This window comes from Thermodesulfobacteriota bacterium, from assembly GCA_040756475.1.
GTDB lineage: Bacteria > Desulfobacterota > Deferrisomatia > Deferrisomatales > JACRMM01 > JBFLZB01.
The window spans coordinates 1-13,814 of the sequence record JBFLZB010000123.1 but is presented as its reverse complement, the minus strand read 5'-3'; the positions used below and the strand labels follow the sequence as shown (position 1 = coordinate 13,814).

Genomic DNA, 13,814 nt, shown 5'->3' with positions numbered 1-13,814 from the left:
CGCCCCCCTGGCCTTCTTCATGGGCATGCCCTTCCCCTTGGGGCTCGGCGCGCTGGCAAGGCGCGCTCCCTCCTGGGTTCCCTGGGCCTGGGGCGTGAACGGCTTCGCGTCGGTGGCGAGCGCGGCCCTGGCGGCCCTGCTCGGCATCCACCTGGGCTTCCGGGGGGTGGTGGCGCTGGCGGCCCTGCTCTATGGGGCGGCGGCCTGGACCGCGCGGCGTTGGTAGGGCGCCCCATCCGAGAATCGGTCTCGGGGCGCAATGTCCTTTCCGAAATCGGAAGCTCAAGTATTGACGGACTCCATCCGATTTCGTTAGAAGGTATTCCCGAGGGCAGTCACCCAGGTGGCGACTTTCCCGGGGGCGCGCACCCGGCCCCGCCGGTTCTTGTGCGCGCGGTCACCAGCGCGCGGGCCGCCATGGGGGGCGGACCCGCCAGAGAGAGAAGCGATGCGTCATCTGGTGCGATGGGCGGCAATCCTGTGTCTGGTGGCGTTCCCCCCCCTGGCCGGGGCGGGCAGCGTGGGAGGGGCCGCGCCGGTGTTTACGGCACCCCTGTTGAAGGGCGGCGACTTCAACCTCTCGGAGCACCTGGGCAAGAAGGTCATCCTCCTGGACTGGTGGTCGATCAACTGCGTGCCCTGCGTGCAGGCCATCCCCGCCCTCATCGATCTCCACAACCGCTACCCGGACGACCTGCTGGTGGTGGGCATGAACGTGGACGCCTTCATCCTCAAGCGCGTCGAGCGGTTCCTGGCCACCCAGAGCTTCAAGGTGACCTACCCCACTGTGGTCGACAAGCAACTGTCGGTGATGAAGCAGTACGAGGGGAGCATCCTCCCGACCACGGTGCTCATCGACAAGCAGGGGAGGATCGCCTTCACCCACGTGGGCTACAAGCCCGGGGACGAGGTCACCCTCGAAGAAAAGCTCCGCGAGATCATCGCCACCAACTGACGTCCCGCTGCCCGTCTCCCCTCCTATACCCTGTGCGCCCGGGCTCGCTTGCCCGGGCGTTTTCCTTTTTCCGGGGAAGAAGCCGTGAAGCCAAGAGAGGTCTGCGCCCCCTACGCGGGGCTATCCCCTGAACGGGTGCTCGATGCCGTGGAGAGCGCCGGGTTCGCGTGCGACGGGAGGCTCCTGGCCCTCAACAGCTACGAGAACCGGGTCTACCAGGTGGGCGTGGAAGGCGGGGAGCCCCTGGTGGCCAAGTTCTACCGCCCCCACCGGTGGTCCGACGAGGCGATCGTCGAAGAGCACGCCTTCACCCAGGAGCTCGCCGCCGCGGAGGTTCCGGCGGTCCCCCCCTGGGCCGACGACTCGGGCCGCACGTTGTTCTCCTTCCAGGGCTTTCGCTTTGCCCTCTACCCCAAGAGGCCCGGCCGCAACCCCGAGTTCGAGGCGCCCGACACCCTGCGCCAGATGGGGCGCTTCCTCGGCCGGCTCCACGCGGTGGGAGCCGCCGGGGTCTTTCGGCACCGGCCCGCCCTGACCCCCGACTCCCTGGGGTGGGAGTCGGTGCAGTTTCTTCGGGGGTGCGGGTTGGTGCCCGCCTCGGCGGCCGCCTCCTACTTCGGGATCGCCGAGGCCGTGCTCCAGGGGGTCGAGCGGGGCTTTGCGCGCTGTGGCAGGCCCCAGACCTTGCGGCTTCACGGCGACTGCCACCCGGGCAACGTGCTCTGGGCCCGGGAGGGGCCCCACTTCGTGGACTTCGACGACAGCCGCACCGGCCCCGCCATCCAGGACCTGTGGATGCTCCTCTCCGGCACCCGGGAGGAGGCCGAGGCCCAGCTGGAGGCCGTGCTCGAAGGCTACACCGTCTTTCGGGACTTCGACCCCCGGGAGCTCTACCTGGTGGAGGCCCTGCGGTCGCTGCGCATGATCCACCACTCGGCGTGGATCGCCCGCCGCTGGGACGACCCGGCCTTTCCCGCCGCCTTTCCCTGGTTTGGCGAGCCGCGCTACTGGGAGCAGCAGATCCTGGCCCTGCGGGAGCAGGCGGGGGCGCTCGACGAGCCGCCGCTGCGGGTGGAGGTGCCGGGGCGGTGACCAGGAGCCACCATCAACCTTTGCGGCGGGGTCGGGGGGCCCTGCAGCGCAGCCGCGCCCCGCATCGATCGATCGGCGACACCCGGTGCAATCGGGTGAAGCTCGGCGTACGTGTTCTCTGGAGGAGACGCCCTCAGGACACCGCGGATTGCGCGGCGGAGCGGAAGGGTCCCCCGACCCCGCTCACTGCCCAGGTGGCGGATCCAGGGTTGATCCCTCCGTTGCAGGCCGGCGCCCCCGTGTGGTAGTGGTTTCGGGACGCCGCCGTGCGGCTCCGGTGGGGGACGCAGCAGGCCGCCGGGCCGCCGCAAGGGGCAGGAGCGTCCAGGATGTCCACGACCGCCACCGGGGAGGCCGCCATGACGAGCCCGATCAAGACCTCCGAAGACGTGCAGGAGGCAATCCGCAGCGAGAATCTCGGCACTCTGCGCCGGGCACTGGAAGCCTCCCCCCTGGCCGCCGAGCTCGGCGTGGTCTTTCGCGAGCTCGAGCCGGGCCGGGCCGTGGCTCGGCTTCCGGCCGGCCCCAAGCTCGCGAACTTCCTCGGCTACACCCACACCGGCGCCCTCTACGCCGTGGCGGAGCAGGCCATGGCCGCCGCAGCCAACTCCCTGGGGTACGTGGGGCTGCCGCTCAACTGCGACATCCATTTCCTCAAGGGTGCCGACCCGGGGCAGGAGCTGGAGGCCCGCGCCCGCGTGGTCGACACCCAGGGGCGCATCGCCCGCGTCTCCGTCGAGGTGGTGCAGGGGGGCACCGAGGTGGCGCGACTCACGGAAATGGTGTTCCTGCGCAGCGGAGCCGGGTGAGCCCTCCTCGATGGTGATGGGCGCCGACGTTATCCGCGAAGCGTCCCGGACCCGGGCCGAGCTGGCCGTGCGGGTGCGCCGGGAGCTTCACCGGATTCCCGAGCTGGCGTTCCAGGAGGTGGCGACGACCCGCTACGTGGCCGCCTTCCTGGCCGAGCGGGGGATCCCCTTCGAGCCCTCCCCCTCGGGCACCGGTGGGGTGGCCGTGGTGGGCCGGGGGGAGCCCGTGGTCCTCCTGCGGGCCGACCTGGACGGCCTGCCCGTGGAGGAGGCCACCGGACTCCCCTTTCGCTCCGAGCACCCCGGCCGCATGCATGCCTGCGGCCACGACGCCCACGCCGCCATGCTGCTGGCTGCCGCCGACGCCCTCGCCTCGGGGGAGGTGCCGCTCCCCGGCCGGGTGGCGTGCGTCTTCCAGCCCGCGGAGGAGGGCCCCGGAGGGTGCGTGCGTCTGCTGGAGGAGGGGCTCCTGGAGCGGCACCCGGCCCGGCTGGCCTTCGCGCTCCACGTCTGGCCGGGGCTGCCCGTCGGCGCCGTGGGGCTCTCCCCCGGTCCCGTGATGGCCAGCATGGACCGCCTTCGCATGGCGTTTCACGGCCGGGGCGGGCACGGGGCCTACCCCCATGTCTGCGTGGACCCGATCGTGATGGCCGCCGAGGGAGTCCTGGCCCTCCAGACGGTGGTGAGCCGGCGCACGGACCCCCTGGAGCCGGCGCTTCTCACCGTTGGGGCGATCCAGGGAGGCAGCGCCCCCAACATCATCCCCGACCGGGTCGAGCTCTTGGGGACGATCCGCGCCTACACGGCGGAGGTGCGGGAAGCCCTCCTTCGGGGTGTCCGGGAGGTGGGGGAGGGCGTCGCCTCGGCTCACGGAGGCCGATTCACCTGCGCCGTGGACGAGGGCTACCCGGTGACCCGCAACGACCCGGAGGCCGCCCGGCTGCTGGGAGGGGCGCTGGCGGAGGTGCTGGGTGCGGACGCCGTGCGCCCCGCAGCGAAGACCATGGGGGCCGAGGACATGGGGTTCCTGCTGGAGCGGGTGCCCGGGTGCTACCTCCAGCTGGGCGCGAGCCCCGACCCGTCCCGCGCCGCGCCCCTCCACAGCCCCCGCTTCGACCTGGACGAGGCCTGCCTGCCCGTGGGGGTGGCCGCGCTGCTTGCGGCGGCTTGGGCCGGGCTCACTTCCTGAGGGCCCGCACCACCCGGGAACCGCAGGCCACGCTCTTGGGCAGCCACGTCTCCAGCAGGCGGGCCCGCTCGGCCGCGTCCAGGAGTCCGCCGTCCGCGCGCTCGAGCCGGGCCCGGCGCGCCACGCTGTAAAGGCTCACGGCAGCCGCAACCGAGATGTTGAGGCTCTGGGCGAAGCCCGTCATGGGGATGATGAAGGCCCCGTCGCACGCGGCGCGGGCGGCGGCGCTCACCCCCTGCTTCTCGTTGCCGAAGACCAGCGCCAGGGGCTCCTGGATCGGCAGCTCCTCCAGGGGCTTGGCCTCCGGGTCGAGCATGGCGGCGTACAGGCAAAATCCCGCGGCCCGGAGCTCGGCGGCGCAATCGGCGAAGGTCTCGTGGCGGTGCAGGGTCAGCCACTTGTGGGCCCCCAGGGTGATCCGCCGGCTGAAGGTGAAGTCCTCGGCGGTCTCCACCGCGTGGACGTGCTGGATGCCCAGGGCCTCGCAGGTGCGCAGCACCGCGCTGGCGTTGTGGGGATGGTGCAGGTTCTCCACCACCGCCCGCACGGCGCCGAGCCGCTGGTGGAGCACCGCCTCGATCTTGGCCCAGCGCCGGGGCCGCACCGCCGCGCGAAGGATCTCCTCGGCTCGTTCCATGGGGCCAGGATAGCAGAGCACCGCCTGGGGCGGGAAGGCGGTGGGGCCTCGACGGCCCCGCGATCCTGTGCTATCCAGGCGGAGCCGGCCGGAAGAGATCAGGAGGGAGAACCAGTGGCAGTGCTCGAGGCCATCCGGGTCCAGAGGGTACAGTTCGAGGCGACCGGAAACGCCCCTGGAGAAGCCCGGCAGAGTCCGTGCGAGATCCGGGCCCACGTGCGGGGGCTCGAAGGGGGGCGGGCGTCGGTGCTCCTCGTGGCGCGCTTCTTCGAGGGCGATCCCAAGCCCCCCTTTCGCCTGGAGATCGCCCTGGAGGGTCACTTCCGGCTCGGCCAGGCCGAGACCGCCGAAGGGCTCGCCAAGGGGGAGGGGCCTGCGTCCCTCTACCCCTATTTGCGAGACGAGGTGGCGCACCTGACCCTGCGGGCCGGCATGGCGCCGGTCTTGCTCCCGCCGCTTCGGCTCGCCCCCTCGGCGGTGCAGTTCCGGGAGGACGTCAATTGAGCCCCGGGCCCCAGGGGTCCCGAGGGTCGTCCCGGGTGGCGGGCCGGCTCGCGCAGGTGCTCCGGGAGCACCGGGAGGAGTTGGGCGCCGAGTTCGTGCGCCGCCTCCAGGAGGGCGTGGGTCCCCACTACAGCACTCGGCCCCGGGAGGAGCTGGCCCAGACCTCGGGCCGGGCACTGGACGGGTACCTGGAGGCCCTCGGCCGGGGCGACTGGGGCGTCATGGAGACCTTCGTCCAGGAGATCGCCGAAAAGCGGTTTCCCCAGCGTTTTCCCCTCTCGGAGGTGCAGCGGGCGTTCGGGGTGTTCCGCGACCTGGCGCGTCCCCTGGTGACCGCGGCCTTCCAGGGGCCGGAGCTCGAGCTGGCCCTTCACCTGGTGGACGAGGCCGTGGACGAGGCGATTCACCGCTTCAGCGACACCTACCAGGAGCTGCACCTGGAGGAGATCCGGCGCACCTCGGGCGAGCTGGCCGAGGCCCATCGCCTGCTGCGCAGCCAGTACGACGAGGTGGCCGACGCGGCGAAGTTCAAGAGCCAGTTCTTCGCCAACATGAGCCACGAGCTGCGCAGCCCGCTCAACTCGATCATCGGCTATACGGAGCTCCTTCTGGACGGGGTGGACGGGCCCGTGAGCGGCGAGCAGGCCGGGGACCTCCAGCGCATCCTGGCCGCCTCCCGGTACCTGCTCAAGCTCATCAACAACATCCTCGACATGACCCGGATCGAGGCGGGGCGCATGGAGGTGGAGGTGCAGACCTTCGACGTGTCGGACCTCGTTGCCGAGGCCCTCGACACCGTCACCCCCCTTGCCTACCGGAAGCGGCTGGACCTGCGCACCGAGCTCGAGGACGCGCCCCAGACCTTTTGCTCGGACCGGGAGAAGCTCAAGCAGATCCTGATCAACATCCTGGCCAACGCGGTGAAGTTCACCGACGAGGGCTCGGTGGTGTGCTCCGTGCGCCGGGAGGGGGGCCGGCTGCGGGTGGAGGTGCGCGACACGGGCATCGGCATTGCTGCGGAGGACAAGAAGCGGATCTTCGCGAAGTTCTTCCAGGCCGATCCCTCCCACGCCCGGGAGCACCGGGGGACGGGGCTCGGGCTTCCCCTGTGCCGCATGCTCGTGGAGCTCCTGGGCGGCGAGCTCGAGGTGGAGAGCGAGCCCGGCGCGGGGAGCCGGTTCTCCTTCTGGGTGCCCGAGGCCGCCGCCGCACCCGCGCGCCCGGCCGCGGCGCAGGGGCAGCCCCGGGTGCTCGTCATCGAGGACGACCCTTCGGCCCTGGAGCTCATCCAGAAGGTGCTGGAGTCGGCGGGGATGCAGGCCGTTCCCGCCCGGGACGGCGTCGAGGGCCTGCGGCTCGCCCGGCAGGTGCAGCCCGCAGCCATCACCCTGGACCTGCTCATGCCCCGGGTGGACGGGTGGGAGGTGCTGCGGGAGCTCAAGGCGGACCCCGCCACCCGGGCCGTCCCGGTCGTCATCCTCTCCTGCATGGATCGCAAAGAAGCGGGACTGCGGGCGGGGGCCGACGCCTTCCTCGTCAAGCCCCTGGACCGGGGCGAGCTCCTGGGGGCCCTGCGGCGCCTGGTGGCCACCGCGGGTGGCCCGAGGGGGGCGGATGGGCCGGCGTGACACCTTCGGAGTCCGGGAGCTCGGCGCCCTGGCCCGGGCGGTGCCCCTGGCCCGGGAGCTCATCGGCGAGCGGTTCGCCCTGGCCGATGACTGGTTCGACCGCACGAGCCACCGGATCCTGAGCGCCCGGGAGCTGCGGGCCGGCGAGCTCCTGGGGCGGGGGCGCCTGGCCGAGATCCGCCGGGTCTTCCGCCTGGAAGGGCAGGGGGCGGGCCGCTTCGTCCGCTGCGAGCGCCTGTGTCCCCACTACCGCATCTGCCTCCAGGATCACAACATCCTCGACCGCGTCCGCAGGGACCCCGGCCTGGAGCTTCCCGAGCTCCTGGTGGGGGTGCTCACCCACGAGTACGTGCACCTGGTGCGCTTCTGCCGCCTGGAGCACCCCTACCACGCCCCCGAGGAGCGGCGCTCCCGGGAGGAATCCCGTGTCTGCGAGCTCACCCGCGAGATTCTCCTGCGCTCCCGGCACGCCCCCCTGCGCCGGGCGGCGGAGTCGCTGGGCCGGGAGCCGTGACGGCCCCCCTCACCCCCAGGGCTGGATCTCGGCGTGGATGCGCTGGAAGTCGGCATGGATGCGCCGAAAGGTGCGCAGGAGCTCGGGGTCGAAGTGCCGGTCCGGCCGGGTGCGGGAGTCCCCCTCGAGGAGGATCCGGCAGCTCTCCTCGTGGGAGAGGGCAGGCTTGTAGGGCCGGTCGGAGCGAAGGGCGTCGTAGACGTCCACGATCTTGCACAGCCTCGCTTCCCGGGGAATGGCCTCCCCCGCCAGCCCCCGGGGGTAGCCCGAGCCGTCCCAGTTCTCGTGGTGGGCGCCCGCGATGCGGCGGGCCACCGCCAGGCGCGGGGAGCTGCCGATGATCTTCTCGCCCTGGAGCGCGTGCTGGCGCATGGGCCCCACCTCCTCGGGGGACAGCGGACCGGGCTTCTGGAGGAGCTCCCGCGGCGTGTGGATCTTTCCCACGTCGTGGAGCTGGGAGGAGTAGGCGATGATCTTCGCTTCGTCGGGTCCGTACCCGGCGGCCAGGGCCAGGGTCTCGGCGTAGCGGCTCACCCGCAGGATGTGGTCGCCGGTGACCTCGTCGTTCACCTCGCTGGCTCGGGCGAGGGCCCCTACCAGGTAGAGGAAGCCCTCTTCCACCTGGGCGACCCGGGAGGAGAGGGTCCACACCGAGCCCAGGGTGATGGCCAGGGCCGAGAGCACCTGCCCCTCGTAGCGGGTGGCCCGGCCGGGGTAGTTGAAGGCGATGATGGCCCCGGGCCGGTCCCCCGCGATGCGGTAGGTGACGAAATTTCGGATGGGCGCCCCCACGGCCTCCCGCACCGTGGGGTGGAAGCGGCCCTGGTACTCGTCGGCGCCCAAATTCTCCTCGTCCACGTTGGAGACGAGCACCGTCTCGGAGGCGGCCGAGTAGGCGTAGGAGTGCCTGGCCTCGAGCTCGAAGGGGCCCACCGCGGGGCCGTAGGCGTGGGTGCCCACGGCGTACACGGTGCCCGTGAGAATGGGGGGCTGCCCGTGGACCACGAAGACGTGGGAAGGGACGCGGGTGCCCCCTTCGCCCCCGGCGCTGGCCATCTCGTTGAGGGCGTGGACCACGAGCCCGTCCAGGTCGGGCAGGCGGGGCGACGGGTGGCAGAGCTCCTCCAGGGCCTCGTCGGTCACCTGGAGCAGGTCCAGGGTCTGGCGAAACGCCACGTGGCAGAGGTCTCGCCCCCGCTGGGGCGGCGGAGCCTGGCGGCGGTGGGGCATGGGGGGCCTCCGGATTCGCGGCGGCCGGTGCGCCGGGCCGCAAGGGATACGCTGGACGGCGCCGCTCGGGGTCTCCTCGCGGCCCACCTGGAGCGGGCGCCGGCTTGACCGGCGCCCCCCGGGAGGCCATGATACCCGGGCACTTCCGGAAGGCCAACCCATGAAGCTCCTCCTGCATACCTGCTGCGGCCCCTGTACCATCGTGCCCTTGCGCCGGCTGCGCGCCGAGGGGGCCGAGGTGCTCGGGGTCTACGCCAACCCCAACATCCACCCGTTTACCGAGTGGGACCGCCGCCGCGCGGCCCTGGAGGAGCTGGGCCGCGTCGAGGACCTGGGGCTCCTGCCCCACCCGGAGTACGACCCCGGGGAGTGGCTGCGGGCCGTGGCGTTTCGCGAGGGGGAGCGCTGCCGGGTCTGCTTGCACCTTCGCCTGCGGCACGCGGCGCTCCTGGCGCGCCGGGGGCGGTTCGAGGCGTTCACCACCACCCTGCTCTACAGCCGCCGCCAGAAGCACGACCTGATCCGGGAGCTCGGGGAAGCGGTGGGGCGCGAGGCCGGCGTCTCCTTTCTGTATCGGGACTGGCGCGACGGCTGGGGCGAGGGGATCGAGGCCTCCAAGGCCCTCGGCCTCTACCGCCAGGCCTACTGCGGGTGTCTGTACAGCGAGGTGGAGCGCTTCGCCCCCGCCCGCCCCAGGGGGCGGGAAGCCCGGCCGTGACGACCCTGGGCAAGCTCCTGGTGGTCGCCGGCCTGGCCCTGGCGGCCCTGGGGGGGCTGTTCCTCCTGGCGGCGCGCCTGCCGTTTTTCGGCCGGCTGCCCGGCGACATCACCGTGGAGCGGCCGGGCTTTACCGTTTCCTTCCCCCTGGGGACCTCGCTTCTCCTCTCCCTGGTCCTGTCCCTGGTCCTCTCCCTCCTCTTCTGGCTCTTCCGGCGCTAGAGTTTCCCTCAAGTATCGCCATACCCGGGCCGATGGGAGGGCGAAGCCCGGGGGGTGACTGCTCGAAGGAGAAGCCCATGCGGATGGCTCCCACCCTTTTGTTGCTCGCCTGTGCCCCGGCCCTGGCCGCGGGGGAGCCGGCATCCGTGCTCCGGGCCCGGGTCGCGGACCGGGCTCCTCTGGTGGACGGGGTGGTGGACGAGGTGTGGTCCCGGGCCGAGCCCATCGTCGTACGCGTCGAACCCATCACCGACGACGTGGGGGCCCGCTACGGGGGCTTTGAGCCCAAGCGTCGCTCTCCCCCCGTGGACGTGACCCTTCGGGCGCTCGTCCACGGGGCGACCTTCTACCTCCTGGCCCGCTGGCCGGACCCGACCGAGAGCGCAGTGCGCGCCCCCTGGATCTGGGACTCGGCCTCCCAGACCTACGTGACGGGCCCGGGCAACGAAGACCGGTTTGCCCTCCTCTTGCCCATGGGGGCGTCCAGGCCCACGGACTGCATGGTGAGCGGCGTTACCTTCGTGGGGGACCTCTGGTACTGGAAGGCCGCCCGTTCCAACCCGGCGGGGTACGCCGACGACCAGACGCTGCGGCTGGGTTTGCGTGAATTCCGGGGGGCGGACGTGCTCCACGGCCCTGAGGGCAAGACCAGTTACGGCAAGCGGTTCAACGACGCGGGGAATTCCTGCGTGGCCGAGCGCACCGAGCCCCCGGCCCGCTTCGCGGGCGACGTGGTGCCTCGCTACGTTCCCCAGGAGCCCTCGGGGAGCCGGGGCGACATCCGGGCCCGGGGCGTGTGGGCCGACGGCCACTGGACCCTGGAGATGGCCCGGGCGCTGGACACGGGAGACCCGGAGGGGGACCGGGCCCTGGCCCGTGGGGACCGGCTGGAGGCCGCCGTTGCGGTCTTCGACGACGTGGGAGACTACTACCACTCCTCTTCGGCTCTGTTCACCCTGGTCATCGAGTAGACGGGAGCATGGAGCGCACCGACACGGTAGTTCTGCGCGCCCTGGGGCGCGCGCTCGGCTTCTTCGTGGCCCTCCTCACCCTGGTGGGGGGGCTCGGCCTGGCCGGGCTCTGGTACCAGGGCCGTGCCCTCGAAGCCCTGGTGCACCGCTCCCTGCCACGCGCCGACCTCCTCTCGGAGGTGCGCGAGGCGGTGAGCCAGGTGGAGATCGGGGTACTCCGGTTCATGGGGTACTACGAGGCGGACCTGTCCCGCGCCGAGGCGAGCCTGGAGCGGATCGAAGAGGGCTTGCGGGCCCTGGCGGCGTCGGGAGTCCCGGAGGCGCAGGCGTCCCTCTCGGCCTTGGCGACGCTGCGGTCCCACCTGGCCGCCATCGACGAGAGCGCGGACTCCAAGGGGCTCGACGACGCGTTTGCCCTCCTGCGTGCCGACGTGCGAGACCTGGACCAGGCGGTCGAATCCCTGCTGGAAAACCTGCGGGCCCTGGAGGCCGCCAAGGGGCAAGCCACCCTGGCTCAGTCCCGGCACGTGCGCCTCACCCTGGTGGCGGCCCTGGGCGCGGGGTGGTTCCTCGCCCTGGGCATCCTCGTCTATTCCCTGCGCCGGCTCAAGAATCCGTTTCGGGAGATCCTGGCCTTCCTGGGGGCGGCCGCCGAAAAGGACCTGACCGGGCGTCTGCCGGAAGGCGCGGACGACGAGTTCGGGGCGCTGGCCCGAGTGGCCTCGCGGCTGAGCGAGACGCTGTCCGGTACCCTGCGCACCCTGCTCCGGGTGGCGGGCGACATCGCGGCGCGGGGCGAAGCCCTGGGAAGGCGGGCTCAGGAGGCCCGGCGCGGCAGCGAGGAGCAGCTGTCCCGGGTGGAGGCGGGAGGCCGGCGGGCCCGGGAGATCCGGGCCAACCTCGCCCCCCTGGGAGAGCTCTCGGCCCGGCTGCGGGAGGGGGCGGAGCAGGCGGCCTCCAGCGTGCAGCAGATCCTGGCCATGACCCAGCAGGTGCGGGCCGAGATGGAGGGACTGTGCGAGCGGGCCGGGGGTTCCCACCGGGCCATGGACGAACTCAGCCTCGCCACCGCCCGGGTCGCGGCCCTGGCGGGGCAGGTGGGCGCCGCCGCCCAGGGGGTAGCGGCGGCGGCCGTGGCCATCGACCGGGCCACCGAGACCCTGTGCTCGGGGGCGAGCGAGGGGCGCCGCCTCACGGAGGACGTGGTGGGGAAGGCGGCCGAGGGCAGGCAATCCATGACCCAGGCGCTCAACGGCATGGAACGCATCCGGGAGGCCGTGGACGCGGCGGTGCGCAGTTTCGAGCGGCTGGAGGGCGAGCTCTTGCGGGTGGGCCGGGTGACCCAGGTCATCGACGACATCGCCGGGCGCACCAATCTCCTATCCCTCAACGCGGCCATCATCGCGGCCCAGGCCGGGGAGCGCGGCAAGGCCTTCGGCGTGGTGGCCGCGGAGATCCGCAGCCTGGCGGAGAAGACCGCCGCCAGCACCCGGGAGATCCGGGCCATCGTGGACGGCGTGGTGTCGGGGGGGCGCGAGGCGGCCCAGGCGGTGTCGGAAGGGGCGGTCCGAGTGGCCGACGGCGCCCGCCAGGCGGGCGACACGGGGCAGCTCCTGGGGGGCATCCACGAGAGCGCCGACCGGGCGGCAACCCGCCTGCGGGAGATCGAGGCGGCCGCCGTGGGCCAGGCCCGGGAGGCGGCCCGGGTGGTGGAGGAGATCCAGCAGGTGGGCCAGGGGGTCGCGGAGATCGTGGCCGCGGTGAGGGCCCAGGAGGCCCAGACCGAGGCTGTCCACGGTGCCCTGGGAGAGATCGGCCAGGTGGCCCGGCAGGTCTCCATGGCCTCCGACGAGCAGACCAAGGGCACCGAGCACATCACCCACACCGTGGTCGAGGTGAGCCAGGCCAGCGAGCGGGTGGACGACGCCATCGGCCGGGTCGCGCACCTGCTGGAGGGCCTCGGCAGCGACCTGGAGACCCTGGGAACGAGCGCCCGGCACGAGCTGGAGCGGGTCTCCCAGCTCGAGGTCGAGGGGGAGGGCCTGGCGGCCCTGGCGGGCGAGCTCCACCGTGAGGCGGCGGCCTTTCGCCTGCCCTAGGCAGCCCAGCCGCCCAGCCGGCATTCCCCTTTGCCCTGTCCTCGGGAAGCGGTTAGGCTGAGCCGCCGCGTCCGCTCCCGTGGAGTCCCCGTGCCGATCGTCACCTCCTCCGCCAACGAGCGCCTGCGCTGGGTGCGCCGGCTTGCCGGGGACCGTCGGGCCCGCCGCCGGGAGGGTTTGTGGGTGGCCGAGGGGGTGCGCCTGGCCGAAGAGGTGCTCCGGGAAGGGCTCCCGGTGCGGTTGTGGGTCCTGGAGCAGGGATGGGGGGCCGGGGGAGGGCGGGAGGCCCGCATCCGGGAAGCGGCTGAGCGCCAGAGTGCGGAGGTGCTGGAGGTCGGGCGGGGCCTCCTGCGGGAGGTGGCCGACACCGAGACGCCCCAGGGGGTCCTGGTGGTCTTCGAGGCTCCGGAACGGGACGCGAAGGCGGTGCTCGTCGGGGAGGGGCCGGCCGTGGTCCTCGACCGCATCCAGGACCCGGGAAACCTGGGCACCATCGCTCGCACCGCCGAGGGCGCCGGGGCGTGCGGGCTGCTCCTCGCCCCCGGCTGCGCCGATCCCGGCAGCCCCAAGGCGCTGCGGGCCTCGGCGGGCGCCCTGCTGCGCCTGCCCGCGGTTCGGGTTTCCGATCCCCTAGCCGTGCTCCGGAAGGCAGGCCGGCCCCTTTACGCCACCGCCGGCCAGGGGGGCATCGCCTACGACCGGGCGCCCCTCGCGGGGGCCTTTGCGCTTCTGCTGGGGCAGGAGGGCGGGGGCTTGGACCCCCGGTGGCGGGAGCAGGCCGACCTCCTCCTCACCGTCCCCATGGCGGGCCGGCTCGAGTCCCTCAACGTGGCGGCCACCGCCGCCGCCGTCCTCTTCGAGGCCGCCCGCCAGCGGCGATGCACCGCGGCCCCCCCGCGGGAACGGCGGGAAGACCGGTAGCCCCGTGAGCGTTGGGAGCGCGGGTGCCTCGTTCGGGGTGGGGCAGATGGCCGATGGCCGCATCCTGCGCGTGGGGGCTGTCCAGTACCGCCCCATTCCCGGGGCGCCGGAGCCCAATCTCGCGGCCCTGGAGGCCCTCGTCCTGCGGGCGGCGGGCCGGGGGGCATCCCTCGTGGTGCTGCCCGAGCTGTGCACCGCCGGCCTGGTGCTGGGGGGCTCCGCCTGCGCCGCCCGCTGGGCCGAGCCACTGGCCGGGGCATCCACGGCCCGCCTGGGCCGGATCGCCCGGGCGGCCGGCGTCCACCTGGCCGCGGGGCTCCCCACCC

16 protein-coding genes are annotated in these 13,814 nt (G+C 72.9%); 14 read left to right on the top strand and 2 right to left on the bottom strand.

From position 1 onward, the window contains the following. The 5 genes from AB1578_16140 to AB1578_16120 all read left to right on the top strand — a co-directional run. Positions 1 to 226: hypothetical protein (locus AB1578_16140; protein ID MEW6489432.1), on the top strand; the 226-nt coding region annotated here is incomplete at its 5' end. Positions 227 to 448: 222 nt separating this feature from the next. Beyond that, positions 449 to 955 (top strand): TlpA disulfide reductase family protein, encoded by a 507-nt coding sequence (locus AB1578_16135; GenBank protein ID MEW6489431.1) that lies wholly within the window; start codon positions 449 to 451, stop codon positions 953 to 955. Positions 956 to 1,039: 84 nt separating this feature from the next. Then, complete coding sequence (locus AB1578_16130; protein MEW6489430.1) at positions 1,040 to 2,047, top strand: serine/threonine protein kinase; 1,008 nt, start codon at positions 1,040 to 1,042, stop codon at positions 2,045 to 2,047. A gap of 329 nt (positions 2,048 to 2,376) precedes the next feature. Continuing rightward, on the top strand, positions 2,377 to 2,856 hold the full coding sequence (locus AB1578_16125) for a PaaI family thioesterase (protein ID MEW6489429.1): 480 nt from the start codon (positions 2,377 to 2,379) through the stop codon (positions 2,854 to 2,856). 16 nt (positions 2,857 to 2,872) lie between these two features. After that, positions 2,873 to 4,045, top strand: coding sequence for a M20 family metallopeptidase (locus AB1578_16120; protein ID MEW6489428.1), 1,173 nt, complete (start codon positions 2,873 to 2,875; stop codon positions 4,043 to 4,045). Here the strand turns inward: AB1578_16120 and AB1578_16115 are convergent. Then, positions 4,035 to 4,682 (bottom strand): RNA methyltransferase, encoded by a 648-nt coding sequence (locus tag AB1578_16115; GenBank protein MEW6489427.1) that lies wholly within the window; start codon positions 4,680 to 4,682, stop codon positions 4,035 to 4,037. The two genes, AB1578_16120 and AB1578_16115, sit on opposite strands and share 11 nt — an antisense overlap. A 114-nt stretch (positions 4,683 to 4,796) precedes the next feature. Here AB1578_16115 and AB1578_16110 point away from each other — a divergent pair, with 114 nt between their 5' ends. The 3 genes from AB1578_16110 to AB1578_16100 are packed head-to-tail and all read left to right on the top strand — an operon-like array spanning position 4,797 to position 7,328. After that, positions 4,797 to 5,186: a hypothetical protein gene (locus AB1578_16110; GenBank protein MEW6489426.1), complete on the top strand. Its 390-nt coding sequence runs from the start codon at positions 4,797 to 4,799 to the stop codon at positions 5,184 to 5,186. After that, positions 5,183 to 6,814: an ATP-binding protein gene (locus AB1578_16105; protein MEW6489425.1), complete on the top strand. Its 1,632-nt coding sequence runs from the start codon at positions 5,183 to 5,185 to the stop codon at positions 6,812 to 6,814. Before AB1578_16110 ends, AB1578_16105 begins: the two co-directional genes overlap by 4 nt. Continuing rightward, positions 6,801 to 7,328, top strand: coding sequence for a hypothetical protein (locus AB1578_16100; GenBank protein ID MEW6489424.1), 528 nt, complete (start codon positions 6,801 to 6,803; stop codon positions 7,326 to 7,328). Before AB1578_16105 ends, AB1578_16100 begins: the two co-directional genes overlap by 14 nt. 9 nt (positions 7,329 to 7,337) lie before the next feature. Here the strand turns inward: AB1578_16100 and AB1578_16095 are convergent, their stop codons facing one another. Then, the gene (locus AB1578_16095) at positions 7,338 to 8,558 is read right to left on the bottom strand and encodes an HD domain-containing phosphohydrolase (protein MEW6489423.1); all 1,221 of its coding nucleotides are present in this window, start codon (positions 8,556 to 8,558) and stop codon (positions 7,338 to 7,340) included. 160 nt (positions 8,559 to 8,718) lie between these two features. On the opposite strand from AB1578_16095, the gene AB1578_16090 reads away from it, so the two are divergent. The 6 genes from AB1578_16090 to AB1578_16065 all read left to right on the top strand — a co-directional run. Then, the gene (locus AB1578_16090) at positions 8,719 to 9,276 is read left to right on the top strand and encodes an epoxyqueuosine reductase QueH (GenBank protein ID MEW6489422.1); all 558 of its coding nucleotides are present in this window, start codon (positions 8,719 to 8,721) and stop codon (positions 9,274 to 9,276) included. Further along, entirely contained in the window at positions 9,273 to 9,497 is a 225-nt protein-coding gene (locus tag AB1578_16085) for a DUF2905 family protein (GenBank protein ID MEW6489421.1), read from the top strand. Before AB1578_16090 ends, AB1578_16085 begins: the two co-directional genes overlap by 4 nt. Positions 9,498 to 9,574: 77 nt before the next feature. Further along, a complete protein-coding gene (locus AB1578_16080; GenBank protein MEW6489420.1) occupies positions 9,575 to 10,468 on the top strand; it encodes an ethylbenzene dehydrogenase-related protein in 894 nt (297 codons plus the stop codon). 8 nt (positions 10,469 to 10,476) lie between these two features. Next, on the top strand, positions 10,477 to 12,567 hold the full coding sequence (locus AB1578_16075; GenBank protein MEW6489419.1) for a methyl-accepting chemotaxis protein: 2,091 nt from the start codon (positions 10,477 to 10,479) through the stop codon (positions 12,565 to 12,567). A 90-nt stretch (positions 12,568 to 12,657) separates the two neighbouring features. Beyond that, the gene (locus tag AB1578_16070) at positions 12,658 to 13,488 is read left to right on the top strand and encodes an RNA methyltransferase (GenBank protein ID MEW6489418.1); all 831 of its coding nucleotides are present in this window, start codon (positions 12,658 to 12,660) and stop codon (positions 13,486 to 13,488) included. Between the two features lie 4 nt (positions 13,489 to 13,492). Next, a partial coding sequence (locus AB1578_16065) for a nitrilase-related carbon-nitrogen hydrolase (protein MEW6489417.1) occupies positions 13,493 to 13,814 on the top strand: 322 nt, incomplete at its 3' end.

Excerpts from the sequence above, each read along its gene's own strand:
- AB1578_16135 (MEW6489431.1), top strand. The coding sequence starts at position 449 with ATGCGTCATCTGGTGCGATGGGCGGCAATCCTGTGTCTGGTGGCGTTC.
- AB1578_16075 (MEW6489419.1), top strand. The coding sequence starts at position 10,477 with ATGGAGCGCACCGACACGGTAGTTCTGCGCGCCCTGGGGCGCGCGCTC.
- AB1578_16090 (MEW6489422.1), top strand. The coding sequence starts at position 8,719 with ATGAAGCTCCTCCTGCATACCTGCTGCGGCCCCTGTACCATCGTGCCC.
- AB1578_16120 (MEW6489428.1), top strand. The coding sequence starts at position 2,873 with ATGGGCGCCGACGTTATCCGCGAAGCGTCCCGGACCCGGGCCGAGCTG.
- AB1578_16125 (MEW6489429.1), top strand. The coding sequence starts at position 2,377 with ATGTCCACGACCGCCACCGGGGAGGCCGCCATGACGAGCCCGATCAAG.
- AB1578_16080 (MEW6489420.1), top strand. The coding sequence starts at position 9,575 with ATGCGGATGGCTCCCACCCTTTTGTTGCTCGCCTGTGCCCCGGCCCTG.
- AB1578_16115 (MEW6489427.1), bottom strand. The coding sequence starts at position 4,682 with ATGGAACGAGCCGAGGAGATCCTTCGCGCGGCGGTGCGGCCCCGGCGC.
- AB1578_16095 (MEW6489423.1), bottom strand. The coding sequence starts at position 8,558 with ATGCCCCACCGCCGCCAGGCTCCGCCGCCCCAGCGGGGGCGAGACCTC.
- AB1578_16100 (MEW6489424.1), top strand. The coding sequence starts at position 6,801 with ATGGGCCGGCGTGACACCTTCGGAGTCCGGGAGCTCGGCGCCCTGGCC.